Origin of the sequence: Nissabacter sp. SGAir0207, assembly GCF_005491205.1 — a bacterium.
GTDB lineage: Bacteria > Pseudomonadota > Gammaproteobacteria > Enterobacterales > Enterobacteriaceae > Chimaeribacter.
The window spans coordinates 366,141-389,926 of record NZ_CP028037.1; the positions used below are offsets into that span (position 1 = coordinate 366,141).

Consider the following 23,786-nt stretch of genomic DNA (forward strand, 5'->3'; position numbering starts at 1 on the left):
CTGACAGGCGTGCATTATCGTAGCCATCCCGTCCATTCCGGAGTCGCACAATGAGTCAGTTAAAACCCACGTTAGGCAGTTGGCACCTGTGGAGCATTGCCGTCGGGCTGGTAATCTCCGGCGAATATTTTGGCTGGAGCTACGGCTGGGGCGTGGCCGGTACGCTGGGCTTTCTGGTCACCACCCTGATCATCGCCGCCATGTATGGCTGCTTTATCTTCAGCTTCACCGAGCTGACCACCGCCATTCCCCACGCGGGCGGGCCGTTCGCCTATAGCCGCCGTGCATGGGGCGAGACCGGCGGCTTCATCGCGGGCATGGCGACGCTGATTGAGTTCGTCTTCGCCCCGCCGGCGATTGCGATGGCCATCGGCGCCTACCTCAATATCCAGTACCCGGCGCTGGAGCCGCGCTATGCGGCCATCGGCGCCTATCTGGTGTTTATGACGCTGAATATCCTGGGCGCGAAACTGGCGGCGATGTTTGAGCTGCTGGTGACGGTGCTGGCGGTGGTGGAGCTGCTGGTGTTCATGGGCGTGGTGTCGCCGAACTTCAGCATGGCGCACTTCACCAGCCACGGCTGGGCCGGGGCCGACCACTTCTCGTGGCAGGCACTCTCCGGCATCTTTGCCGCCATCCCGTTTGCCATCTGGTTCTTCCTGGCGATTGAGGGTACCGCGATGGCCGCCGAGGAGGCCAAAGACCCGGTACGCACCATCCCGCGCGCCTACATCGCGGGCATCCTGACGCTGGTGGTGCTGGCCGTCGGCGTGATGGTGATGGCTGGCGGCGTCGGCGACTGGGGCAGCCTCGCCAACATCAACGACCCACTGCCGCAGGCGATGAAACGCGTGGTAGGGAATGATTCGCGCTGGATGCATATGCTGGTGTGGATCGGGCTGTTCGGGCTGGTGGCGAGTTTCCACGGCATTATCCTCGGCTACTCGCGGCAGGGCTTTGCGCTGGCCCGCGCTGGCTTCCTGCCGCCCTCGCTGGCGCGGCTGTCACGCTTCTCTACCCCGCACCGCGCCATTCTGGCCGGTGGCGCGGTGGGCATCCTCGCCATCCTCGCGGATGGGCGCATCAACTTGCAGGGCATGAGCCTGACGGCGGCGATGATCACCCTGGCGGTGTTCGGCGCGCTGGTGATGTACATCATGAGTATGCTGAGCCTGTTCCGCCTGCGCCGCAGCGAGCCGGGGCTGGCGCGGCCATTCCGGGCGCCGGGCTACCCGCTGGTGCCGGGCATCGCGCTTGGGCTGGCGATCTGCTGTCTGGTCGCCATGTTCTGGTTCAACACCGAGGTGGGAGTGCTGTTCATTGCCCTGATGCTGGTCGGCTACGGCTACTTCCGCCTGACCCACGCCCAGCGCGCCAGCGCGCCCAAAGACCGTATGCTGACCCAGGATTAACCGTCAGGCCGCCTGACATCCATCATTGAGACGGCGGGGCGCGCCCCGCCAAGCAGGAGAAGGGAACATTATGGCTACACGTTCAACCATCATGGACACCAACAGTTTCCGGGCGGAACATGCCGCTCAGCTCGACAGCGAGACCCGCCGCCTGACGGAGCAGCGCGGCCGGGTGCTGGGTGACTCCTACCGCCTCTTCTACCGCAAGCCGGTGCATCTGGTGAAGGGGCGCGGGCAGTACCTGTGGGACGCGGCTGGCGACCAGTATCTCGACGTCTACAATAACGTCGCCAGCATCGGCCACTGCCACCCGGCGGTGGTGGAGGCAGTGACCGCCCAGATGCAGCAGCTCAACACCCACACCCGCTACCTGCACCAGAACATCCTCGACTACTCGGAGGCACTGCTCGCCACCCTGCCGCCAGAGATCGACCGCGCCATGTATATGTGCACCGGCTCCGAGGCCAACGATCTGGCGATGCGCGTGGCGAAGGCCTACAGCGGTGGCACCGGCATCATCGTGACGCAGGAGGCGTACCACGGCACCAGCGAGCTGACCTCCGGCGCGTCGCCCGCGCTCGGCACTGGCCAGCCGCTGGCGGCCACCACCCGGCTGGTGCCGCCGCCAGACTACTACCGCGTCACTGACCCCGATCTCGGCCACTGGTTCGCTGGCCAGATCCAGCAGCAGATCGATGACATGGCGGCGCACGGCATCAAGTTTGCCGGGTTCCTCGCCGACTCCATCTTCTCCTCGGACGGCGTATTGCCAAACCCGGCGGGCTTCCTGCAACCGGTGATTGATGTGGTGCACAAGAACGGCGGCATCTACATCGCCGATGAGGTGCAACCCGGCTTTGCCCGCACCGGTGACGCCTTCTGGGGCTTCGCCCGCCACGGCATCGTGCCGGACATCGTCACCACCGGCAAACCGATGGGCAATGGCATCCCGATCTCCGGGATGCTGGCAAAAAGCGAAGTGCTGGCGGCTTTCAGCGACACCATCCCCTACTTCAACACCTTTGGCGGTAACCCGGTGGCCATCGCCGCCGCGCAAGCGGTATTGCGGGTGATAGAGGAGGAGCGGTTGCAGCAGCACAGTCTGGCGGTGGGTGGGCAGCTGCTGCGCGAGTTGCAGGGGCTGGCGGAGAAGTATGAGTGCGTCGGCGACGTGCGCGGCGCGGGGCTGTTCATCGGCTTTGAGCTGGTCAGCGACCGGGCGGCGAAAACCCCGGACAAAGCGCTGGCGCTGGATGTCACCGAGCGCCTGCGCGAGCAGCGGGTACTCACCTCGGTGGCTGGCCCCTACGGCAACGTGCTGAAACTGCGGCCGCCGTTGGCGTTCCAGAGCGGCGACATCGACTGGCTGGTGGGCGCGCTCGACAAGAGCCTGGCGGCACTGGCGCGCTAACGGGCTGGCACGCTTTCTGCATTATTCGCTTATCTCCCCTTTGCGGCCCGTGACGGGCCGCTGTTTGTAAGGAACCGATAAGCATGACTGCACTTTCACTACCCGTTCAGGTCGCCCCGCGCACCAAATGGCTGCAACTGCTCCTTGGGCTGGTCTGCATGGCCGCCATCTCCAGCCCGCAGTATGTCTGGACGCTGCTCACCAAGCCGCTGGCCGCGCAGCTCAATGTGCCGCTGGCGGAGTTGCAGGTCACCTTCTCGCTGCTGATTATCCTCCAGACCTTTTTCTCCCCCTTTCAGGGACGGTTGATTGATCGCTTTGGGCCGCGGCTGCTCATCTCCATCGGGACGCTGTTGGCCGGGCTGAGCTGGGTGCTGACCGCACAGGTCGCCAGCCTGCCGATGCTCTATCTGGTCTACGGTGGGTTGGGCGGGCTGGGCACCGGCATTGTCTATGTCGGCGTGGTGGGGCTGATGGTGCGCTGGTTCCCGCAGCGGCGCGGCTTTGCGGCCGGGATGGTGGCGGCCGGTTACGGCATGGGTGCCATCATCACCACCTTCCCGATCTCCCAGTCGCTGGCCGCCCACGGCCTGACGCAGACCCTCTGGCTATTCGGGCTGGCCTTCGCGGCGGTGGGGTTCCTTGCCAGTCAGGGCCTGCGCCTGCCGCCAGCCGAGGCGGAGCAAGGCAGCGGGCTGGAGGGGGTGCCGCAGCAACGGCAGTTCGCCCCGCGTGAGATGCTGCGCCAGCCGCTGTTCTGGCTGATGTTCTTGATGATGACCATGATGTCCACCTCCGGCCTGATGGTCACCTCGCAGATGGCGATCTTTGCCCAGGACTTCGGCATGACCGGCGTGACGGTGTTCGGGCTGGCGGCGCTGCCGTTGGCGATGACCATTGACCGCTTCACCAACGGCCTGACCCGCCCGTTGTGCGGCTATATCTCCGATCGCATTGGTCGGGAGAAGATGATGTTTTGGGCCTTCGCGCTGGAGGGCGTGGCGATGACGCTCTGGCTGATGTGCCGCCACGATCCGGTGCTGTTCGTACTGCTCTCCGGGCTGGTGTTCTTCGGCTGGGGTGAGATCTTCTCGCTCTTCCCCTCGACCCTGACGGACACCTTCGGCACCCGCCACGCCACCAGCAACTACGGCTGGCTCTATATGGCGCAGGGCGTCGGCTCCATCTTCGGCGGGCCGCTGGCGGCGTTGATCTACCAACGCAGCGGCGGCTGGGACATCGTCTTCGGCTGCGCCATCTCCCTCGACTTCATCACCGCCGCCCTCGCGATGTGGGTGCTGAAACCCTGGCGCGCCCGCTTCCTCGGCGGACAGGGCAAGACAATGCCCCAAACCGCCCCCGCCTCCCATTAATATCTTCGGGCCAGCTCGCTGGCCCATTGCACCTTAAAACGGACATTAACGGCTTAGTGCACGTTTTAAGGTGCATAAGGTCGCTCGGTTACATGAAAAACCTCATCTGTCGGCCCCGCTACTTCAGCAGTTCGATATAACGCTTCACTGCCCGCTGTACGATCTTCTTGCCGTCGGCCTTGACCTGCTGACCGGGGAAAGCGCCATAGATGCGGCTGAAAGGGATCGCCTCGAGCCGGGTGCCGATGTGGCTGACATCGGTGACGCCGAGCGGCAGCAGGTTGGGGTAGCTCCACATAAAGGAGATGCGCTCGCCGTCGGGGGTGATTTGCAGGGTGTCGCCGCACAGCAGTACGCCGTTGCGGTCGTGGCTGTCGCTCCAGTGCAGCACCGTCGCGCCGGGAAAGTGGCCGCCGAGGCAGACCAGTTGCACGCCCGGCAGTAGCTCCAGCGTTTCGCCCTTCCAAAAACGGATGGCCGGGCTGGGACGTACCACCCATGCGCGGTCGGCGGCGTGCAGGTGGATCGGCGCATCGCCAAAGGCGGCGCTCCAGTCCTGCATCCGGGTGTAGTAGTGCGGGTGGGAGACGGCAATGTGCGCCAGCCCGCCGAGGCTCTCCACCAGCGCCTTAGTGGCGTCATCCAGCAGGGCGGTGCAGTCCCACAGCACGTTGCCAGCCGGGGTGCGCAGCAGGAAGGCGCGCTGGCCGATGCCCAGCTCCGGGGTGGGGTGCAGGCTGAACAGCCCCGGCTCGTGCAGCGCCCAGGCGTGGGCGTGGCTTTGGTCGATCTGCTCCGAGGTGCTCCACGTCTGCCCACCCGGCGGCACCCACTGGCGCTCATCCTCACAAATCGGGCAATGCGCCGGGGCAGTGTGCACGGCGGGGTAGGAAGTACCACAGGTTGAACATACATAATGGTTCATGCATCGCTCCCTCAGGTCAACGGTGCGGCGGCTGCCGCAAGATTGGCACCGGTTTGTCCCTTCGCATCGAAACCAACGCCACCTGCATAAGAATAGTTGATGAATCAGCCAATGTGGCGCGATTGCACCACGCCGCTGCCCCGCCTCATGTTTTCTCATCTCTCCGCAGTGGCAAGCGGTGTCGCGGGCAGGGGTTCCTCATGATTTCCCACTGTCCTCATTTGTCGGCCATGTGATGGGGAAAATGGAGGGGGAGCACGTATGCTAAAAAGACCGTTTTACTTGCGCAGTTTAGGCAAGGTGAAGATATAAGGAGGTCGTGATGCATTCCATTCCCTATTTCTATATCTATCTATGCAAAAACGGTGAGTGGCGTTGGCGTTTTATGGCAAGTGATGGCGGTTTGATTGCGGTCAGCCCGAAGGGATACAAAGAGCTGGCGAAGTGTGAAAGCAAAGTTCACATGTTGATGGCTGAAACAGCGGGGGCGGTCACCATCGGTGATACCCACTATAGCCCGCTGAGTCTGTAGATCGGCAGTACAAAATTATCCGTTACCCCCTTGCCGAACAGGGCTGCCAGGCTGACCGTCAGGACGCCTGGAGCGGAGCGAACCCCGCCCCGACGCCCCACCACGGGTAACGGATACCCTCAGGGCACCTTGCGATGCCCCAGCCACCGGTTAACGTTGGCGACGCCAGAGCCGGAACAGCACGACGGCGGCTATCACGCCCGCCAGCGCCATCCCGCCGCGCGCCAGCAGCATCAGCGGCGAAGCCGCGCCACCCTGTCGCAACTCCCCGACCCGATCCGCATTGAGCGTCACGTCACTGTGGCCAAAGGTGCCCACCACATAGTTGGTGACCTCTGCCACCTGGCTGTCCGTCAGCTCATGGGCAAAGCCCGGCATCCCCTGGCCCTCCTCTGGCCACACCCCCTCCAGCACCGCCATCGCGACATTGTCGGTAGTGGGCTTGTCCAGCACCGGGTGACCGGCCAGCGCTGGCAGGCCGCGCAGGCCCTCGCCATGCAGGCCATGACAGGCGGCGCAGTTATCGCGGTAGATGCGCCCGCCAGCGCCCAACGCCGCGAGGGCGGCTGGCGTGTCATCGCCATGAATACGGTGATTGACTGGCGTAGCAGGCACCGCGGCCGCGCGCTCCGGCAGCAGGTAGGTGGCGATGGCCTGACGATCCTCAGGCGTCAGGCGCGTGAAGCTCTTGTCGATCGCCTCCAGCATCGGGCCGCCCGCTGTCGCGCCATTGCTGGCGTGGCCGGTCTTCAGGTAGGTGACCAGCATGTCGCGGTTCCAGTCATGCAGGCCAGCGGTAGTGATGTCCGGTGCGTACCAGGTGCCGAGGGAAGCGCCAGCCAGCGCCTGCGATCCCTTCTCCGCCATCAGCACGTTGCGTGGGGTGTGGCAGGTACTACAGTGCGTCAGCCCCTGCACCAGATAGGCCCCACGGTTCCAGGCCGCGGACTGCTGTGGATCGGGCGTGAACGGCGTGGTGTCAAGGAACAGCAGGTTCCAGGCCGCCATTGAGAAGCGCAGGTTGAATGGGAAGGGCAGCGCGGTCTTCTCAGGCTGGCTCTCCACCGGCGCGACGCCATGCATAAAGTAGGCGTAGAGCGCGGCCATGTCCTCGTCCGTCAGTTTGGCATAGGCGGTGTAGGGCATCGCCGGATAGAGGTGGCTGCCATCGGCGCGAATGCCAAGGCGAACCGCGTCCGCGAACTGGGTCTGGCTATAGCCGCCAATCCCGGCCTGCACTGACGGGGTGATGTTGGTGCTGTAGATGGTGCCCAGCGGGCTGGCAATCGGGTGGCCGCCGCTAAAGGCGGGATGATTGGCCTCGGTATGGCAGGCACCACAGTCACCGGCAATCGCCAGATATTCGCCACGCGCGATCAGCTCCGGTGAAGGGGTGTCGGCGGCCTGCGCCGCGCCGATGCCAAGGCAGAGGACGCTGAGCGGCAGGGCAGAGATCCAGGAGTTAGCCATGACGCGTCACCTCCAGAATGTGGTCGGCGGTGCGCAATGCCAGCGCCATCGCCGTCAGGGTCACGTTACAGGTGCCTACCGTCGGCATCACACCGGTGCCAGCCATGTAGAGGTTCTCATGGTCATGGGCGCGCCCCCAGCTATCTGTGACGCTGGTGGCCGGATCATGGCCCATCGACAGGGTGCCGGTGATGTGCTGGCGGTTGGAGAACGCCCCCGCCTTGCTGTGCTTGATGTGGCTGCCGCCCAGTCGCGCCGCGATCTGGTCGTAGCACTGGTGCACCACCTCGGTGCCTTTTTTCACATAGTCATCCACGTCCCAGTGCAGGCTGGGCGTTGGCAGGCCGAGCGCGTCACGCTGGTCACTGAGCGTCACGCGGTTGTTGGGATCGGGAAGCTGCTCCAGCGCGTTCTTGATGCTGAGGCGGCGGGCGGCGCGGAACTGGATCTCCTCCTCCAATTTCTTGCCGTAGTAACCCTCCTGCAACAGCTCCTTGGTCACGGAGGCGACCTGTGAGGCGTTGGAGATGTCGATGCGGAACGGCGCATGGTCGGCACGGAAGGCACCGTCGCGGAACTGGCCGATGGAGCAGGGGCTGACCGGGCCACGGCCGGGCCAGATCGGCTCATCCACATCAAAGGTGATGCCGATGGCCGGGTGGTCGGTGAGGTTGCGGCCAACGTTGTCGCGGGCGTTGGCGATGCCCTGCGGGAAGCGGTCGCTGGTGGACATCAGCAGCAGTTTCGGCGTCTCGATGGCGTTGGCCGCCAGCACGAAGGTCTGGCCGGTGACCCGGTGGCTCACCTTCTCCCAGTCGTAGTAGTGCGCCGCCGTGATGCGGCCCTGGCTGTCATGCTCCAGCTTGTAGACCACCGCCTGCGTCACCACCTCCACCCCGGCCTGTTCGGCGTGGGCCGCGGCAATGCCGCCGTGGTACTGGGCGTCAATCGGGCAGACCGGCATACAGTTGTTGTTGCCACAGCAGGCCGGGCGGCCATCATAGCTGCGGCTGTTACGCCCGGTGCTGTCATCCAGCACCTGGAAATCGGGCGCGAGGCGCTCGGTGACGCGCTGTTGCAGCCAGGAAGCGGGCACGCGCTCCATCGGGAAGGGTTTGGCGCGCGGCGATCCATTCTCTGGCGAGCCACCGACCCCGGCGAGCACTTCGGCCTGATAGTAGTACGGTTCCAGCTCGTCATAGCCGATCGGCCAATCCTTGCCGACGCCATACTGCGTCTGTTGGCGGAAATCATTGGGCACGAAGCGCCACAGCTGCGCCGCCCAGTGCCAGCTGGTGCCGCCCAGCATCCGAATGTACTGCGCGTTGAAGGGGTGTGGCCCGGCCTGATGCAGGTAGCCGTTCGGCTCCGGCGTATAACGCGGGTGCGGTGCCTGCGGCGAAAAGGGGTAAGGCGACATAAAGTCAGACTTGAAGGCGGAGGCGCGGAAACGCTCCACCAGCTCCGCGCGGCCCACCCGTGGGCCGGACTCCAGCATTAGCACGCGTTTGCCGGAATTGGCCAGTCGGGTGGCCAGTAGCGAGCCGCAGACGCCCGCGCCAATCACGACCACGTCGGCAGAAAGGTTGTTACTCATGTGACAATTGCTCTTATTTTAAGGTTGTTTTGCCCAACTGCCGCACGGGCCGTAGGAGAAACTCGGCGGTACCAGCGTGTCGCTGACTGCCTGATTGGCGAGGGTATTGACGTAGGTGACATAGATGGCCTGATTGCCCTTGCCGACCACGCCGGTATACCAGCCGGTGAGGATGGCCTTGGCCGTCGCGGCCTCAGCCTCATGCCCGGCCGGGAAGGCCAGCAGCGGCTGCTCCAGCAGGGTCGGCTGGGCCGTTAGCAGGGAGGCCAGCGCCGCCAGCTCATCCGCCAGCCGTGGCCGGTTGAGCGCCAGCGCCGTGAACAGCGCCTGTGCCACCGCGTCATCAAGCGCCGCGTTCATCGTCAGTTGTTGGGAGAGCTGGGTAAAGTCCGCCAGCCCGGCGGCGGTGCGCGCTGGCATGGCAGCCTGGAGGCTTGGCAGGCACAGCACTTCGCCCGCCAGCGTGGTCAGCGCCAAAACGCCAGCCATCTTGATCACGCGCCTGCGTGTGTAGTCAGTCATTACAAACATTCTCACAAAAAAGCCGCTGGCGAAGGCCAGCGGCGAAAAAGGTTCAGAGCGTCCGGCGCGTGCGGCGACGCCACAGCAGGAAGGCCACCGTCGCCACTGCCAACGCGCCTACCCCGACGCCCAGTTGCGCCAGCCACACCAGCGGCGAGGCTGGCCCACCGGCGCGGATCTCTGCCACCTGCGCCGCGCTGACCGCGTGGCCACCGTGGCCATACTGTTTCAGCAGCCAGGTGGAGAGCGTCGCCACCTGCTGGTCGCTCAGGTGGTTGAGGGCGTTCGGTTGGTCGCCAAACGGCGGCATCAGCACCTTGCCCTCCTGCGTCTCGCGCTCCACGCCATACAGGATGGCGGCAATCAGGTTGGAGGGATTGACGTCAGCGGTAGCGGCATTGTGGTAGAGGCTGGGGTAGTAGCCATCTGGCGTGCCCTGCCCGTGGCTGCCGTGGCAGGAGGCGCAGTTGCCGGAGAAGAGGCGTGCGCCCTCCTCGTCGGTGGCGGCATTGAAGGGCTGTCCACGGTAGGCGGCGAGCGGGTTGCCCGGCTCTCCCTGCCCAAAGCGCGACGCCCCCGCCGTGGCGGTGGTGTCCGGCACGCTGAGGATATACTCGGCGATGGCGGCGCGATCCGAATCGGTCAGGTAGTGGAAGCTGTGGGTAATCGCTTCCGCCATGCTGCCAGCGGCCTGCGCCTTGCCCACCACGCGCCCGGTGTGCAGGTAGGTAACCAACTCCTGCCGCGACCACTGGCCAATGCCGCTGACCGGATCGGCGGTGATGTTCGGCGCGTACCACGGCCCGACCTGCGCGCCGGTCAACGCCTCACTCTCCTTCTCCTGCATCAAAAAGCCGCGCGGGGTGTGGCAGGTGGCGCAGTGTGCCGCGCCCTCGGCCAGGTAGCGGCCACGGTTCCAACTGGCCGAGTGGGCCGGATCGGGCTGGTAGCCCGGTGTCTTGAGGAACAGCGCATTCCACACCGCCATTGAGAGCCGCAGGTTGAGCGGGAAGGGCAGCCGCGTCTCGGGTACGGGCGCGTCCACCGGCTTCACTCCCTGCATAAAGTAGGTGTAGAGCGCGTGGATGTCCTCATCCGTCAGCGTGGCGTAGGCGGTGTAGGGCATCGCTGGGTAGAGCCGGGCACCATCGGCGCGGATGCCATTGCGCAGCGCATCCGAGAACTGCTGCTCACTGTAGCCGCCAATGCCATCCCGCGTGGAGGGGGTGATGTTGGTGGAGATAATCTCGCCCACCGGCGAGGCGATCACCTTGCCGCCGGCGAAGGGCTTGTCGGCAGTGGCGGTATGGCAGGCGGTGCAGTCTGAGGCCACCGCCAGATACTCGCCCTGTTGCAATAACTGGGCATCCGGCGCGGCTTGCGCTGGCATCAGCGCGGCCAGTCCACTGATCAGCAGGGCGGCTGGTAACAGGCGGGGAAGGCGGCGCGTCATACGGCCTCCCTGGCTTGCGCCACCAGTGCGTCGGCGGCCTTGAAGGCCAGCGCCACCATTGTCAGGGTACTGTTGCCGCAGGCGGTGCTCGGCATTGCGCCGCCGCCCGGCAGGAACAGGTTGCGGTGGTCATGGGCGCGGCAATCGGCATCCACGACCGAGGTGGCCGGATCCAGCCCCATGATGGTGCCGCCCATGATGTGCTTGCTCTGGTTGAACTGCTTGGAGAAGGCCATGTCCGTCGCGCCCATCGCGGCGGCGATGTTGCGGGCAATCGGCAGCGAGTAGTCACGCGCCGAGCGGCGCACGTAGTCGCCCACATCATAGTGGATGGCCGGTTTCGGCAGGCCGAGCCAATCTTTCTGGCTGGAGAGCGTCAGGCGGTTGTTGGCATCCGGCAGGATCTCATGGGCCGCCACGATGTCGGCGGTACAGGCGGTCATGCGGCGGATCTCCTCATCCAACGCCTTGCCCACCAGCCCCTTCTTCAGGGCGTCAAAGGTGACGAAGCGATTGCGGGCGAAGTTGTTGAAGCGGAAGTAGGCCCCGGCATGCTCCGAGCGGAAGTCGCCCTGCGAAGTCTCCATGATGCCGCTGTTGACCACTGGGCCAACGCCAGCCCAGTACGGCTCCTCGAGCGTCACCGTCATGGTGATCTGTGGGTGATCCATCATGTTGCGACCCACTTGGTCGGAGCTGTTGGCCAGCCCGTTCGGGTTGCGCGCATCGGCGGACATCAGCAGCAGCTTGGGGTTCTCCAGGCCATTGCAGGCCAGCACGAACAGTTTGCCGGTCACGCGGTGGCTCTGCTTCTGCGGATCGTAGTAGTGCACCGCCTCAATCTGGTTGCGGGCGTTGGTCTCCACCCGCCACACCACGGCGTTCTCCACAATCACCGCGCCTTTGGCCTCCAGTCGGCTGAGCGCGGTGGCGGCGTCATACTTCGCGCCGACCGGGCAGACTGGCACACAGTTATTGTTGGCGCAGCAGGCCGGGCGGTCATCATAGGGCATACCGCTGTTGCGCGCCTGCGCACACGGGATGTTGTGGTAGCCCAGCTCCTTCACCACCTCGGTGAAGCGCGCCTCGCCCGGCCCAAAGGGCAGCGCGGGCATCGGGTAAGGGCGGGAGCGCAGCGGTGGCCACTGGAGGGCCGGATCGTCCGGCCCGCAGACGCCAAGTTTATGCTCGGCGCGCGCGTAGTAAGGTTCCAGCGTGGCGTACTCAAACGGCCAGTCACGGCCCACGCCATAGCGCGAGTGGAGCTGCATGTCCGCTGGCGTCAATCGCCAGCAGGTGCCAGCCCAGTGCCAGGTGGAACCACCGGCGTAACGCACGTAGCTCTGGGCGTAGGAGTCCGCCCCGGAGAGCTGGAGATAGCCCTTGCCAGCACCGGCCGGTTCCGGGTGCGGTGCCCAGTCACGCGACGGATAGCACTCAATGGGGTTGCCTTTGGCGGCCAGCGGCAGGTTGCGGTAGTTCTCAACGATCTCGGCGCGCGGCACACGCGGGCCAGCTTCCAGCATCAGCACTGGAATGCCAGCGTCCAGAAGCTGTTCCGCGATCACCACACCCACCACGCCGGTGCCGACGATCACCACGGTTGATTCAGAAGGGATTGCCATAATGAACTTGTCTCAAAAGGGATCAAAAACGGGGCATGGCGGCGACCGGCGCATTGGGCCGGCTCCAATTATTGGGGCCACTGATCCCATAGGAGGGAATGGTGATCACATCCAGCGTGGTGTGGTAGGTCAGCGCCTGCTCAAAAGCGAAGGCTTTCACGCCGCGCTTAGGGCTTAGGCAACCGGTATACCAACCGAAAATAATGGTGTGGGCCAGCGCCTTCAGCTTGCCCTCCGGGATGGCCGGAAAGAACTCTTCAACAGTGGTGGCATTGTGCGCCGTGGCGATGGCGAGGATCTGGCTGACCGCGCTTGCCAGTGCGGGCTGCTCCTGCTCCAGTTGGGCCATCATCCGCAGGCCAACGCCCTCATCAAGCTGGTGGTTGACCAACAGGCGTGAGAGTGCCATGAAGTTGGCAAACGATCCGTTGCTGACAGGCAGCGCAAAGGCGGGCAGGGCCGAGGTAAGCGCAGTGCCAGCCGCCATCACGAGGCCAGCAAACAGCACCTGCCGACGTGACAGCGTCACGTTGAGGCCCGATAAGGCATCTTTTCTATTCATGGGATAACCACATTGGTTGACGATCGCGCACAAAAAGGAGAATCGGATGTTTCGAATTTGTTTATTCTTGGATAAAACTCTTAGCAAGCTATCAAAGAAAAGTTAAACCTAGGTTAAACAAAAACGGGAACTGGTTGAAAAAAGACGCCTTCCTGTTACGGAAGGCGTTGGAGTTTACAGACCGTGGACGCTGCCAAAGCGGGCCATGCGCTCAGCGGCCAGTTCCGGCTGCTCCAGCAGGCCCGCCTCATCGGCCAGCCGGAACAACTGGCAGTAGTGGCGGAGGCTGCGGGCGCTCTCCATGCCCGCCAGCAGGGAGAAGTGGTGCTGGTGGCCGTTCAGCCAGGCGAGGAACACGATGCCAGCTTTGTAGTACTGGGTGGGCGCGGCAAAGATGTGGCGTGCCAGCGGCAGCGTCGGGGCGAGGATGCGCTCATACTGCGCGCGGTCGCCCTGTGCCAGCGCATTCAGTGCCGCCGAGGCCGCCGGGGCGATGGCGTCAAGGATGCCAAGCAGCGCGTGGGAGTAGCCTTCGCTATCGCCCGCGATCAGCTCCGGGTAGTTAAAATCATCCCCGGTGTACATCTTCACCCCCTCTGGCAACTGGCGGCGCATCTCGATCTCTTTCTCCTTGTCGAGCAGGGAGATTTTGATGCCATCCACTTTCGCCGCATGGTCACGGATCACCGACAGGCAGGCCGCCATCGCCTCGCGGGTCTGGCTGCTGCCCCAGTACCCGCTCAGCGCCGGGTCAAACATCTCGCCCAGCCAGTGCAGGATCACCGGCTCGCGCACCTGCCGCAGCACCGTGTCATAGACACGTAGATAATCCTCCGGCCCACGCGCCACGGCGGCCAGCGCCCGGCTCGCCATCAGGATCAGCCGCCCGCCACACGCCTCAATCGCTGACACCTGCTCCTCGTAGGCGTTGATCACATCCTCCAGACGCAGCCCACGGAAATCGGTCAGGTGATCGGTGCCGGCGCCGCCCGCGACCGTCACGCCGGGGAAATCACGCGCCTGCTCGACGCTGCGGGTGATCAGCGCCAGACTGGTGGGCCAGTCCAGCCCCATGCCGCGCTGGGCGGTGTCCATCGCCTCCGCCACGCTGAAACCCAAGGACATCAGGTGGCGGCGGTAGCGCAGCGTCGCCTCCCAGTCGAGGACGATGTCGGTGCGCGGATCGCGCACCTGCCGGGGGTCAGTGACCACATGGGCGGCGGCAAAGGCGCGCCGGTTGAAGGCCGGGGTGGCCGGTGCCTGCCACTGGCGCTCGCCGCGCAGGGTGTAGAGGCTGGACTGGCCGTTGTCGTCAAGCAAACGCACCTGGTGGGTTGCCGTCATCCTGTTTCTCCTTGTGAAGGGGTCAATTAAGGTTTAAGCATCTGCCCGGCGGGCGGCAGTGGCTGCCCGGCAGGGTCGGCCTGCGGCGCGGGGGCTTTTTTCACCCCCAGCAGGATCAGGCTGCTCAGTAGAATCACCGCCGCCGCCACCAGCCAGACCGGGTGCAGGGTGTAGTGCTGGGCGAAATAGCCAGCGACAATCGGCGAGATGCCGCCCGCCGCCATGCCCATGTTCATCACCAGCCCAATCGCCGAGCCGCGCAACGCTGGCGGCACCAGCTCCGCCGTGAAGGAGAGCACCAGCGGGGTAATCGGGTAGCCGAGGAAGCCGAGGATCAGCACCAGCACGATGATCAGCGGGGTGGAGAGCGGCAGGGTCATCGCCGCCATCACCGCGCCGCTGACCAGCGTAATGCCCATCAGGATGGCGCGCCGCCGGGCGAAATCCCCTTTGTCGCAGTAGCGCCCCAGCAGGAAGCCGCCGAGCGCGCCGGTCAGCCCCAGCAAACTGGCGATGGTGCCAGCCACGCCCATCGACAGGTTTTTCACCTGCATCAGGTAGCTGGGTGCCCACAGCAGCACGATCCACCACCCGGCCAGCAGCACGAAGTAGTAGAGCGCCATCAGCATCACCGGCCAGCGGCGGAACAGCGAGGAGACCGGGATCTTCTCAGTGGGCGTCTGGCGCAGATCCGCCGGCTTGCGCTCATTTTTCACCAGCAGTGCATAGAGCAGGGCGACCACCAGCCCCATCGCCCCCGCCACATAGAACACCACGCGCCAGCCAAATACTGGCCCCAACATCGCGCCCATCCAGGTGCCGAGGAAACCGCCAATCGGGTAACCCATCCAGTAGAGCGACATCACGGTGGTGCGCTGCTTCTCGGTGGTGACGTTGGCGACCTCCAGCGACGCCGCTGGCCAGAAGATCCCCTCGCCGATGCCGGTCAGCACCCGGTAGAAGATCAGGGAGGTCAGGCTGCCCGCCAGACCGGTGAACACCGTGGCAAGGGAGAACATCACCAGCCCGAGGATCAACACGGGTTTGCCGCTCAGCTTGTCGGCGATGATGCCGGAGACGAACAGGAACAGGATAAAGCCAAAGAAAAAGGAGGAGAGCAGGATACCGGCTTCGCCCCGGCCAAGGCCGAAGTCCGCGCTGATTAGCCCTACCGCCGATGAGACGGTCATCCGGTCAACGGAGTACATCATGTATCCCAGCCCGCACAGCACGGTGACCAGGATCATTTTGCGGGTCTCTGTAGTCATAGTGTCCTCGACATTCTGGATCGCGACGAAAACAGCCGTGACGGCTCTGTCGGGTAAGTGAAGGCTCAGCCGTGCTCGAGGTGGCGGGCCTTGCAGGTCAGCAGCACCTCGTCCGGGTCCCGTTTCCACCAATTGTGTTCAGAGAAAATTTCCACCTCGTGGAAACCGCGATAGCCCTGCGCCTCCACCGCCTGACGGCAACCGCGAATGTCGATGACACCATCGCCCATCATGCCGCGATCCATCAGCAGGTCACGGGTGGGCACCAGCCAGTCGCAGATGTGGAACGCCAGAATGCGCTGGCGACCGGCACGCGCCACCTCTGGCAGGAACTGCGGGTCCCACCAGGTGTGGTAGAGATCCACCGCGATGCCCAGCCCGTCGTCGCCCAGCTCATCACACAGCGTATTGGCCTGTGCCAGAGTGTTGACGCAGGCGCGATCTGCGGCATACATCGGGTGCAGTGGCTCAATCGCCAACGGCATTCCCAGCGGCCGGGCGTACTCCAGCAGGGCGCTCAGGCCATCCCGCACCTGCTGGCGCGCCCCGGCCAGATCCTTCGAGCCGGCCGGCAGCCCGCCGACCACCAGCACCAGACAGGCGGCGTTCAGCTCCAGCGCTTCATCCACCGCCCGCCGATTATCTGCTGCTCTCTCCTGCCGATCCTGCGGCGTTGCGCCGGGGAACATCCCGCCCCGGCAGTAGCCCGTGACGGTCAGATCGTGGCTGCGCAGGCGGCGGGCGGTCTCCTGCAAGCCGAGCGCCTGCACCTGATCCCGCCAGGGCGAGATGCCACGGATGGCGTGGCGCGCGCAGCCATCAATTATTTGCTCCAGCTTCCACTGCGCGCGCAGCGTGGCGGTGTTGATGGAGAGTTTATTGGCATCCGGCTGATCCATGATCGGCTCCTTAGCGTTCCAGTGACGGGACATCGACCCAGCGGCGCTCTTTCCAGCTTTTGAGCGCCAGATCGACCAGTTGCAGGCCCTTCGCGCCCTCCAGCAGGTTCCAGCGATAGTCGCCCTCGCCCCAGACGTGGCGCAGGAACAGCTCCCACTGCACCTTAAAGGCGTTGTCGTAGGACTGGTTATCTGGCACCGCTGCCCAGTCGGCGAAGAAGTCGTGGGTCTGGCGGATGTCCGGGTTCCACACCGCCTTGGGCGTGTTGACCCCCGCTTGGGTGAAGCAGTCGGTCAGGCCAGCCACGGCCGAGCCTTTCACGCCATCCACCTGGAAAGTGACCAGATCGTCACGGCGTACCCGCACGCACCAGGAGCTATTGATCTGGACGATGGCCCCGTTGTGCAGTTCGAAGGTGGCGTAGACCGCGTCGTCGGCGGTGGCGGGGTAGGGTTGGCCCTGCTCGTCCCAGCGCTGCGGCAGGTGGGTGGCACCGATGCAGCTCAGGCTCTTGATCTCACCGAACAGGTTGTCGATCACGTAGCGCCAGTGGCAGATCATGTCGAGGATGATGCCGCCACCATCCTCTTTGCGGTAGTTCCAGGAGGGGCGCTGTGCCGGTTGGAGATCGCCCTCAAACACCCAGTAGCCGAATTCGCCACGCACCGACAGCAGATCGCCAAAGAAGCCGGACTCATTGAGCAGGCGCAGCTTCTGCAAGCCGGGCAGCCAGAGCTTGTCCTGTACTACGCCGTGGCAGACGCCCTTTTCACGGGCATAGTGGTAGAGATCGAGCGCCTCATCCAGCCCCAGCGCCACCGGTTTCTCGCTGTAGACATGCTTGCCTTTGCTGATGGCCTTTTTCAGCAGCGTCGGGCGCGCCTGGGTAGTGGCGGCATCAAAGAAGATGGTGTCGTTTGGGTTCTCCAGCGCCTGATCCACATCGGTGCCCCAGCGGGTAATGCCGTGGGCCTTGGCCAGCGCCTCAATTTTCTCCGCGTTGCGGCCAATCAGGATCGGATCTGGCATTAAGCGATCGCCGTTTGCCAGCGCAACGCCGCCTTGCTCACGGATTTTGACAATCGAACGGATCAGGTGCTGGTTTTTTCCCATGCGTCCGGTGACGCCATGCATAATGATTCCGACAGGGATTTGCGCCATGTAGTGACCTCGGGCTACGGAGTGAAGGGGAGCAGGCTGGTTTTCATCGTCCAGCCGGTTTTCAACCATCTGGTTGATAACATCATCCTAGACCAAATATTTCATCGCAGGGTTGATCCCTTTCACATAACCAACCAGTTAGTTGATTTTTTTCAGGAGCGTTGAGTTGGCGGGCTTAGGCACTATAATGCTTAGCACTTTCAGCGGAGAAACAAGGAGGCAGCGTGGCGAGCAGGGTTGCGAAGGACAAGGGCGAAGCGGCTGACCGCCAGAGCCGGATACTGGATGCCGCGCGGGCGGAGTTTGCCGAGAAAGGCTTTGACGGCGCGCGCGTTGACAGCATCGCGGAGCGCGCACGCGCGAACAAACAGCTCATCTACTACTACTTCACCAATAAAGACGTGCTCTTTACGCGGGTGCTGGAGGAGGCCTACCGGGACATCCGCCAGCAGGAGGCCGCGCTGGGGCTGGACGCACTGCCGGCCAACGAGGCAATTTTGCAACTGGTGGAGTTTACCTGGAACTACTACCTGAAGAACCCGGCCTTTATCCGCCTGCTCAACAGCGAGAACCAGCTCAAGGCGCGCCACCTGAAAACCTCGGACGCCGCGGTGGTGGACATCAACCGTAGCTGGATCAGCATCACCCAGGGGCTGCTCGACCGGGGTCGCCAGGAGGGCAACGTCCGGCCGGATATCAACGCCATGCAGCTCAATATCAACATCTCGGCGCTGGGCTTTTTCTACCTGATCAACCTCTCGACGCTCTCTATCGTCTACCAGCGCGATCTGGGCGAACCGGCGGCACTGGCAGAACGGCTGGCGGTGATGAAAGAGTGCATCGCTGCGTGGATCAGGCCGGTGGGAGAAATTCCTCAACATTGATCATCATGTTTATCGCAATCACCCTGTAAAACATTTGTTAAATCTTGGCCGTGCTGGCAAAATTTTGCTTTTCGGAGAAGCAACATGAGCATCACGGACTCCCTGCTGGCCTATACCTTTGCCGTTACCCTGCTGACTCTCACGCCGGGGTTGGATACGGCGCTGATCCTCAGAACGGCCACCGCCGAGGGCGGCAAGCGGGCATTTCAGGCGGCGATGGGGATCAATACCGGCTGTTTTATCTGGGGGGCGCTGGTGGCCTTCGGGCTGGGGGCGCTGATCGCCGTCTCTGAACTGGCCTATGACCTGCTGAAGTGGTGTGGGGCGGCCTATCTCTGCTGGCTTGGCCTCAACATGCTGCTGCGGCCGCGCCAAAGTCTGGCAACCGGAACGGCTGGCGCAACCGGCAGCAACGGTTTCCTGCGCGGCGTGCTAGGCAATGTGCTGAACCCAAAAATTGGCGTGTTTTACGTCTCCTTCCTGCCGCAGTTTATCCCGGCGGGCCACTCCCCGGTGCTCTGGACTTTCCTGCTGGTGGCGCTGCATGTGCTGATCGGCACCCTCTGGTCATCCACGCTGATTCTGGCGACCCACCGCCTTTCAGCGGTATTGCGTCGCCCCGGCGTGGTGGCCTGGATGGATCGATCCACCGGCGTGCTGTTTATGCTGTTTGCCGCCAAATTGGCGTTGAGCAAACGCTGAGTCAGCCGAGCGGCTGGAGCGTCTCGTGCAGGTGCCGCCAGCGCGGCTGCTCTTCTTCCAGCGCGAACACCACCGATGACCAGCGGGTGGTCGCCTCCGTACCCGGCTGCTGCTGCCGCTCGCGGTAGGTCACCACCGCGCCGCCCTCCCACTCCGCCAGCAGGGAGAGGCAATCTATCTGGATCGCCAGCCCCGGCTTCGCGCCGCGCTGGCGGCCAAAGAAGGCGCTAAGCTCGCTGAAATCCAGCAACTGCCCGCCCAGCGTCACCATCGAAAATCCCTGGCTGAAACGACCCAGCAGCGCCTGCTGCTCGCCCGCGCCCTCGCCGAGCCACTGTTCAATCGCGGTGTGCGCGTCCATCACTTCCATGAAATAGCGGTTCATCGTCTCTCCTTTGGGTGAGGCGCTAATCTACCCCGCTGGCCGGGCGCGCATAAGCCGCGCCGCGGCTGATATACTGTCAAACTGATTTTGACAATAGGCAGGGACGCGATGCTCAATTTACAACGTGCGGCGATGTTTATCGCCGTGGTGGAGGCGGGCAGTTTTACCGCCGCGGCGGCCACCCAAGGGCAGACCAAGGCGGTGCTCAGCTTTAATGTGCGCCAGCTGGAGGCGGAACTGGGGGTCGCCTTGCTGCTGCGCACCACCCGCCGCCTGGCACTGACCGATGCCGGCGAGACGTTCTATCGGCGTAGCCGGGAGTTGGTGCAGGAGGCGCAAAGCCTGCTGCATGACGTCCAGTGCAACCACCGCGGGCTGACGGGCGAGCTGCGCATCACCAGCACGCCGGAGTATGGCGTGCAACGGGTGATCCCGGCGCTGGCTGCCTTCGCGCGCCTGCATCCGGCCCTGCGCATCAGCCATGTCTCCTCCTCCCATCTGGCGGATCTGGTCTCTGAGCGCTTTGACGTCGCCATCCGGCTCGGCACGCTCACCGACTCCAGCTACCATGCGGCGCTGATTGACCACTTCGCCGTGCTACCGGTGGCCTCGCCCGGCTGGCTGGCCGATCGCCCGATCGCCTCGCTGGCGGCATTGGCGGAGGCCGAGTGGATTATCCACCGCCGCCTGCGCACGCCGCTGCACTGGCGGGTGACGACACCGGACAAACAACAGGTGGACTTTGACATCACCGGCCCGGTGCATGTCTCAGCGGACAGCGCAGAGGCGCTGATGAGCTTTGCGTTGGCGGGGAGTGGGGTGGCGCTGTTGCCAGCATGGCTGGTGGCGGCACCGCTGGCGGCGGGCACGCTGTGTGAAGTGCTGCCCGGTTTTGCCTTCCCGCAGCAGGGGATCTATGCGCTCTACCCGAATACCCGCCACGTCCCGGAGAAGGTTCGGGCGTTCATCGACTTTTTGCGCACGCACCAGAAATAAAAAAGGCGCGCAGAGTGCGCGCCTGAATCACCGGGTGAGGGATTAGAAGTCGTAGCGCAGACGCACCACGTTCATGTCGCCCAGGTTGTCGGTGCTGGAGGTGAAGACGTGCTCGTAGTCCACACGGAAACCGTAATCCAGCTGGAAGGTGACGCCGACGCCGTTGTCGATGCGCTGGTAGTTGCGATCGTTGACGTACTCCAGGCGGTCGCCCATGAAGTAAGGCATGACAGACTTCAGGCCATACTGGCGAACCGGAATGGTGTAACCGGCCAGATACTCGATGCCCCACGCGTCGCCCGCGAAGTAGTTATTCACGTCCGCTTTCTTGGTGGTCAGGAAGTTCTGGTAGTAGCCGCCGCCGAAGGCGAAGGTCCAGTTGTCCGGCTTCCAGGTCAGGGAGGTGCCGTAGATGTTCTGGTCGTAGTTCTTGGAGTCGCCGCTGGTCGGGTTGCGCATGTCAGCACGGGTGTAGTTCCAGGCCGCGCCCCAGGTCAGGTCTTTGCTCAGGTGGTAATCCACGCCCAGTGAGCCGCCGCCCTTGCGCTTGTAGCGCAGGCCTTTGCCCGGCAGGTACTCGTTGTCCGCGAACAGGTAAGAGGCGTAAACATCCGCGTCGCCGAAGGTGTTTTTGTACTTCAGCATTTTGCGGGAGCGGTAGGAGCCGTCGTAGTCACCGTTGATGCCGTTGCCCGGTGCCTGCGCCTTCATGTCGTAGTCCCAGATGTCGGTCTTGGAGCCGATCACATCGTAGTAGACGCTGTTCTGCTGGCCGAAGGTCAGTTTACCCCAGGTTTTGCTCTGGAAGCCGGTGTAGAGCATACGGCGGCTGGTGTCGTGCGCGCCCTCGGCGTAGTGGTGATCCCAGTCAAACAGTGCCGGAATGTTCACGCCCAGCTCGTAGTAACCCACCCAGCTTACGTCATCAAACAGGTAGTAGTCCGCCAGGAAACGGAAGCGGGTGCCGCCGTCAAAGCCGTTGCGCTTATAGGAGCCTTTATCGCCATCACCGGTCATGTTGTCGAACTGCGGGCGGATACTGCCGCCGACGGTGAAGTTCAGGCGGCTCAGCGGGTTGCCTGCCTGCGGATCTTGCTTAATCAAGGTGACTTCAGCGTTCGTCACAAAAGATGCGCTGCCGATCATCAGACCCAGGCCAATGGCCAGGGACAGATTTTTTTGCTTTGTTGTTAACATTAAGTAGCCCTGTGTAAATTGCTTTGTGTATCGCGGGCGGATAATAGCGTGAGAATCATGACAGAAAATCGTTTGAAGAGGCCCTATTTGGGGTTTGTTGCGGTAGAAAGATTAAATAAATGTTTCCTTTGTTTCAGGAATTAACAACTCTGGCGATTTTTTGGCTTATTTTGGTTAAGTGTAGAATAAAAAAGGCTAATTTGGCTTAAGTCAGAAAATGAACTTAAGCAAAATTTGAGCTGATGTTTTTTTAAGCCATTGCTTTTGCCCTCTATCTATAGCATCAACACCGGAAAGCCTAAAAATGGGGTTTGGCAGATTCAGAATAGGGCGTCTGGTTAACACCTTGGTGCCCGGTTGGCAAAAGCAGGTTAAAGGGGGGCACGCGGATGGATGCTCGCTACCTGAGAAGGCCATGACATTGATTTACCCGCCGATCACGACTACGGTTTACTCATACCTAACCTATTGATGGGGGAGTTAAATGCCAGAATCTACTTATATTCGCGTTGAGATCTATTCAGTCGATGAGCATACCGGCCGCACCTATAAGATCTTCACCACGCCGACCGAAGAGCAGGGTGAGAAGCGTTTGGAGGGCGAGTGCCTGATGCAGAACACCCTGCCCAAGAACTACTCTGATGAGGAGATGTTGCAGGAGGCGAAGATCCATCTGGAGCGTGAGGGCTACTCCAGGGATGACATTCAGGACGTGACCTACCACTGATCCCGGCCAGTGGGCGTTCTCGCCCACTGCCACCGTTTTTTGTGTTTATCTCTCTGCCGCACCGGCGCGGTGCAGGCTTTTGCCTGATGCGCCGCGAATGGGCAGGGCGGCCGCCTATTAATAATTCTGGAAATAGTCCTGAATCAGGGCGCGATCGTGGGTCTGGGTCAGGGCGGTCATCAGCAGGATACGCGCCTTGGCTGGGTTCAGGGAGTCCGCCACCAGCCCCGGCATATTGTCGTCTGGGGCCACTACGCCGCTGCCGGTGCGTGAGGCGCGTACCACCACAATGCCCGCCTGTTCAGCTTTCTTGATGCCCGCTTCGCTGCGTACCGAGGTGGAACCGCCGCCGGTGCCGACATAGATGATGCCGTCCGCGTGGTGCGCGATCGCGGCGTCATACATATATTCCGGGTCATCCTGATAGCCATAGATGATCACCACCTTCGGCAGGCTGTTCACATCGCGCACGTCAAACACCGAGCGCAGGGTATGGATCTTCTCCACCCGCGTCTCAAAGTGTGGCTTGCCGCCGACAATCACCCCCAGATAGCCCTGCTCCGGTGCCTTAAAGGTGTCGAGCGTGGTGGCGTTGGTTTTGGTGATGAAGCGCGCCGCGCCGATGCGGTCATTCATCACCAGCATCACGCCGCGTCCCCTGGCGTTGGGATCGGCAGCCACCGTGACCGCCTCCAGCAGGTTCATCGGCCCATCGGCGCTGATCGCCGTTGCTGGCCGCATCGCGCCGGTGAACACCACCGGTTTGTCGCTTTTGACCGTCAGGTTAAGGAAGTAGGGCGTCTCATCCAGCGTATCGGTGCCGTGGGTGATCACCACGCCATCCACGTCGTCACGCGCCAACAGGGCATTCACCCGTTTGGACAGGGTCAGGATGATGTCGCTGGTCATGTCATTGCTGCCGATATTGGCAATCTGCTCGCCATCGACTCTGGCGATCGACTTGACCTCCGGCACCGCGTCAATCAGCGCCTGCACCCCGATCGCCCCGGCCTTGTAGCCGATGGTTTGGGTGTTGCTGGCCGCAGAGCCAGCGATGGTGCCGCCGGTCGCCAGAATCACGATATGGGGTTGCTGGGGGGCGGCAAACGCACAGGAGGTGAGCGCCAGCAGTGCGGCGGCAAGAAGTGATGTGAATTTCATTGTGTTCCCTCTTAAAAACTCCAGTTATGGTCAATAAGCCCAGCAAAAATCAGGCCAGGTCTTTGATATTCCAGTTATTCACTGGAAATTTCATTATGGGCGCGGGCGGACGGCAGAAAGATTGACCTTCCGCGCAAAAGCCATAACTATGGTTTTTTGTTTTGGCGAGGGATCACACA

22 protein-coding genes are annotated in these 23,786 nt (G+C 63.1%); 8 read left to right on the forward strand and 14 right to left on the reverse strand.

Translation table 11 applies throughout. The features are described 5' to 3' along the window. Window positions 1-50: 50 nt before the first annotated feature. From eat to oxlT, 3 genes are all read left to right on the forward strand, one after another. Window positions 51-1,412 (forward strand): ethanolamine permease, encoded by a 1,362-nt coding sequence (eat, locus tag C1N62_RS20845; protein ID WP_137765640.1) that lies wholly within the window; start codon window positions 51-53, stop codon window positions 1,410-1,412. Window positions 1,413-1,482: 70 nt separating this feature from the next. Next, the gene (locus tag C1N62_RS20850; RefSeq protein ID WP_137765641.1) at window positions 1,483-2,823 is read left to right on the forward strand and encodes an aspartate aminotransferase family protein; all 1,341 of its coding nucleotides are present in this window, start codon (window positions 1,483-1,485) and stop codon (window positions 2,821-2,823) included. 83 nt (window positions 2,824-2,906) lie between these two features. Further along, window positions 2,907-4,196: an oxalate/formate MFS antiporter gene (oxlT, locus tag C1N62_RS20855; RefSeq protein ID WP_137765642.1), complete on the forward strand. Its 1,290-nt coding sequence runs from the start codon at window positions 2,907-2,909 to the stop codon at window positions 4,194-4,196. A gap of 118 nt (window positions 4,197-4,314) precedes the next feature. On the opposite strand, the gene C1N62_RS20860 is transcribed toward oxlT, so the two are convergent. Continuing rightward, a complete protein-coding gene (locus C1N62_RS20860) occupies window positions 4,315-5,121 on the reverse strand; it encodes an MBL fold metallo-hydrolase (protein ID WP_137765643.1) in 807 nt (268 codons plus the stop codon). Between the two features lie 322 nt (window positions 5,122-5,443). Here C1N62_RS20860 and C1N62_RS20865 point away from each other — a divergent pair, with 322 nt between their 5' ends. Next, a complete protein-coding gene (locus tag C1N62_RS20865; protein ID WP_137765644.1) occupies window positions 5,444-5,653 on the forward strand; it encodes a DUF1508 domain-containing protein in 210 nt (69 codons plus the stop codon). A 150-nt stretch (window positions 5,654-5,803) separates the two neighbouring features. On the opposite strand, the gene C1N62_RS20870 is transcribed toward C1N62_RS20865, so the two are convergent. From C1N62_RS20870 to C1N62_RS20915, 10 genes are all read right to left on the reverse strand, one after another. After that, window positions 5,804-7,123, reverse strand: a complete 1,320-nt coding sequence (locus C1N62_RS20870) for a cytochrome c (RefSeq protein WP_137765645.1) — start codon at window positions 7,121-7,123, stop codon at window positions 5,804-5,806. Then, a complete protein-coding gene (locus tag C1N62_RS20875) occupies window positions 7,116-8,720 on the reverse strand; it encodes a GMC family oxidoreductase (protein ID WP_137765646.1) in 1,605 nt (534 codons plus the stop codon). Before C1N62_RS20875 ends, C1N62_RS20870 begins: the two co-directional genes overlap by 8 nt. A gap of 18 nt (window positions 8,721-8,738) precedes the next feature. Beyond that, on the reverse strand, window positions 8,739-9,242 hold the full coding sequence (locus C1N62_RS20880; protein WP_137765647.1) for a sugar dehydrogenase complex small subunit: 504 nt from the start codon (window positions 9,240-9,242) through the stop codon (window positions 8,739-8,741). 52 nt (window positions 9,243-9,294) lie between these two features. Then, window positions 9,295-10,695 (reverse strand): cytochrome c, encoded by a 1,401-nt coding sequence (locus tag C1N62_RS20885; protein ID WP_137765648.1) that lies wholly within the window; start codon window positions 10,693-10,695, stop codon window positions 9,295-9,297. Then, window positions 10,692-12,320, reverse strand: a complete 1,629-nt coding sequence (locus tag C1N62_RS20890; RefSeq protein WP_137765649.1) for a GMC family oxidoreductase — start codon at window positions 12,318-12,320, stop codon at window positions 10,692-10,694. Before C1N62_RS20890 ends, C1N62_RS20885 begins: the two co-directional genes overlap by 4 nt. Before the next feature lie 22 nt (window positions 12,321-12,342). Then, window positions 12,343-12,882: a sugar dehydrogenase complex small subunit gene (locus tag C1N62_RS20895; protein ID WP_137765650.1), complete on the reverse strand. Its 540-nt coding sequence runs from the start codon at window positions 12,880-12,882 to the stop codon at window positions 12,343-12,345. Between the two features lie 174 nt (window positions 12,883-13,056). After that, window positions 13,057-14,226 (reverse strand): dihydrodipicolinate synthase family protein, encoded by a 1,170-nt coding sequence (locus C1N62_RS20900; protein ID WP_137765651.1) that lies wholly within the window; start codon window positions 14,224-14,226, stop codon window positions 13,057-13,059. Between the two features lie 26 nt (window positions 14,227-14,252). Continuing rightward, on the reverse strand, window positions 14,253-15,494 hold the full coding sequence (locus C1N62_RS20905) for an MFS transporter (RefSeq protein ID WP_137765652.1): 1,242 nt from the start codon (window positions 15,492-15,494) through the stop codon (window positions 14,253-14,255). 65 nt (window positions 15,495-15,559) lie between these two features. Next, on the reverse strand, window positions 15,560-16,393 hold the full coding sequence (locus C1N62_RS20910; protein WP_137765653.1) for a sugar phosphate isomerase/epimerase: 834 nt from the start codon (window positions 16,391-16,393) through the stop codon (window positions 15,560-15,562). A gap of 10 nt (window positions 16,394-16,403) precedes the next feature. Continuing rightward, complete coding sequence (locus C1N62_RS20915; protein ID WP_137765654.1) at window positions 16,404-17,555, reverse strand: Gfo/Idh/MocA family protein; 1,152 nt, start codon at window positions 17,553-17,555, stop codon at window positions 16,404-16,406. 224 nt (window positions 17,556-17,779) lie between these two features. On the opposite strand from C1N62_RS20915, the gene C1N62_RS20920 reads away from it, so the two are divergent. Together C1N62_RS20920 and C1N62_RS20925 are read left to right on the forward strand one after the other, a co-directional pair. Next, window positions 17,780-18,439 (forward strand): TetR/AcrR family transcriptional regulator, encoded by a 660-nt coding sequence (locus tag C1N62_RS20920; protein WP_137765655.1) that lies wholly within the window; start codon window positions 17,780-17,782, stop codon window positions 18,437-18,439. Window positions 18,440-18,523: 84 nt separating this feature from the next. Next, window positions 18,524-19,141, forward strand: a complete 618-nt coding sequence (locus C1N62_RS20925) for a LysE family translocator (protein ID WP_137765656.1) — start codon at window positions 18,524-18,526, stop codon at window positions 19,139-19,141. A gap of 1 nt (window position 19,142) precedes the next feature. On the opposite strand, the gene C1N62_RS20930 is transcribed toward C1N62_RS20925, so the two are convergent. Continuing rightward, on the reverse strand, window positions 19,143-19,526 hold the full coding sequence (locus C1N62_RS20930) for a DUF4440 domain-containing protein (protein WP_137765657.1): 384 nt from the start codon (window positions 19,524-19,526) through the stop codon (window positions 19,143-19,145). Between the two features lie 108 nt (window positions 19,527-19,634). On the opposite strand from C1N62_RS20930, the gene C1N62_RS20935 reads away from it, so the two are divergent. After that, a complete protein-coding gene (locus C1N62_RS20935; RefSeq protein WP_137765658.1) occupies window positions 19,635-20,522 on the forward strand; it encodes a LysR family transcriptional regulator in 888 nt (295 codons plus the stop codon). A gap of 42 nt (window positions 20,523-20,564) precedes the next feature. Here C1N62_RS20935 and C1N62_RS20940 read toward each other — a convergent pair whose 3' ends face one another. Further along, a complete protein-coding gene (locus C1N62_RS20940; RefSeq protein WP_370465614.1) occupies window positions 20,565-21,668 on the reverse strand; it encodes a porin in 1,104 nt (367 codons plus the stop codon). Between the two features lie 535 nt (window positions 21,669-22,203). On the opposite strand from C1N62_RS20940, the gene C1N62_RS20945 reads away from it, so the two are divergent. After that, complete coding sequence (locus C1N62_RS20945; RefSeq protein ID WP_137765660.1) at window positions 22,204-22,446, forward strand: hypothetical protein; 243 nt, start codon at window positions 22,204-22,206, stop codon at window positions 22,444-22,446. 117 nt (window positions 22,447-22,563) lie between these two features. Here the strand turns inward: C1N62_RS20945 and C1N62_RS20950 are convergent, their stop codons facing one another. Continuing rightward, window positions 22,564-23,607, reverse strand: a complete 1,044-nt coding sequence (locus C1N62_RS20950; RefSeq protein WP_137765661.1) for a type II asparaginase — start codon at window positions 23,605-23,607, stop codon at window positions 22,564-22,566. Window positions 23,608-23,786: the final 179 nt, after the last annotated feature.

What these genes read in the sequence shown, in the direction of transcription:
- eat (WP_137765640.1), top strand. Translation starts at nt 51, where the DNA reads ATGAGTCAGTTAAAACCCACGTTAGGCAGTTGGCACCTGTGGAGCATT.
- C1N62_RS20885 (WP_137765648.1), bottom strand. Translation starts at nt 10,695, where the DNA reads ATGACGCGCCGCCTTCCCCGCCTGTTACCAGCCGCCCTGCTGATCAGT.
- C1N62_RS20940 (WP_370465614.1), bottom strand. Translation starts at nt 21,668, where the DNA reads ATGATCGGCAGCGCATCTTTTGTGACGAACGCTGAAGTCACCTTGATT.
- C1N62_RS20865 (WP_137765644.1), top strand. Translation starts at nt 5,444, where the DNA reads ATGCATTCCATTCCCTATTTCTATATCTATCTATGCAAAAACGGTGAG.
- C1N62_RS20930 (WP_137765657.1), bottom strand. Translation starts at nt 19,526, where the DNA reads ATGAACCGCTATTTCATGGAAGTGATGGACGCGCACACCGCGATTGAA.
- C1N62_RS20950 (WP_137765661.1), bottom strand. Translation starts at nt 23,607, where the DNA reads ATGAAATTCACATCACTTCTTGCCGCCGCACTGCTGGCGCTCACCTCC.
- C1N62_RS20935 (WP_137765658.1), top strand. Translation starts at nt 19,635, where the DNA reads ATGCTCAATTTACAACGTGCGGCGATGTTTATCGCCGTGGTGGAGGCG.
- C1N62_RS20850 (WP_137765641.1), top strand. Translation starts at nt 1,483, where the DNA reads ATGGCTACACGTTCAACCATCATGGACACCAACAGTTTCCGGGCGGAA.
- C1N62_RS20895 (WP_137765650.1), bottom strand. Translation starts at nt 12,882, where the DNA reads ATGAATAGAAAAGATGCCTTATCGGGCCTCAACGTGACGCTGTCACGT.
- C1N62_RS20870 (WP_137765645.1), bottom strand. Translation starts at nt 7,123, where the DNA reads ATGGCTAACTCCTGGATCTCTGCCCTGCCGCTCAGCGTCCTCTGCCTT.
- C1N62_RS20880 (WP_137765647.1), bottom strand. Translation starts at nt 9,242, where the DNA reads ATGACTGACTACACACGCAGGCGCGTGATCAAGATGGCTGGCGTTTTG.
- C1N62_RS20890 (WP_137765649.1), bottom strand. Translation starts at nt 12,320, where the DNA reads ATGGCAATCCCTTCTGAATCAACCGTGGTGATCGTCGGCACCGGCGTG.
- C1N62_RS20945 (WP_137765660.1), top strand. Translation starts at nt 22,204, where the DNA reads ATGCCAGAATCTACTTATATTCGCGTTGAGATCTATTCAGTCGATGAG.
- C1N62_RS20905 (WP_137765652.1), bottom strand. Translation starts at nt 15,494, where the DNA reads ATGACTACAGAGACCCGCAAAATGATCCTGGTCACCGTGCTGTGCGGG.
- C1N62_RS20875 (WP_137765646.1), bottom strand. Translation starts at nt 8,720, where the DNA reads ATGAGTAACAACCTTTCTGCCGACGTGGTCGTGATTGGCGCGGGCGTC.
- C1N62_RS20910 (WP_137765653.1), bottom strand. Translation starts at nt 16,393, where the DNA reads ATGGATCAGCCGGATGCCAATAAACTCTCCATCAACACCGCCACGCTG.
- C1N62_RS20860 (WP_137765643.1), bottom strand. Translation starts at nt 5,121, where the DNA reads ATGAACCATTATGTATGTTCAACCTGTGGTACTTCCTACCCCGCCGTG.
- C1N62_RS20915 (WP_137765654.1), bottom strand. Translation starts at nt 17,555, where the DNA reads ATGGCGCAAATCCCTGTCGGAATCATTATGCATGGCGTCACCGGACGC.
- C1N62_RS20900 (WP_137765651.1), bottom strand. Translation starts at nt 14,226, where the DNA reads ATGACGGCAACCCACCAGGTGCGTTTGCTTGACGACAACGGCCAGTCC.
- oxlT (WP_137765642.1), top strand. Translation starts at nt 2,907, where the DNA reads ATGACTGCACTTTCACTACCCGTTCAGGTCGCCCCGCGCACCAAATGG.
- C1N62_RS20925 (WP_137765656.1), top strand. Translation starts at nt 18,524, where the DNA reads ATGAGCATCACGGACTCCCTGCTGGCCTATACCTTTGCCGTTACCCTG.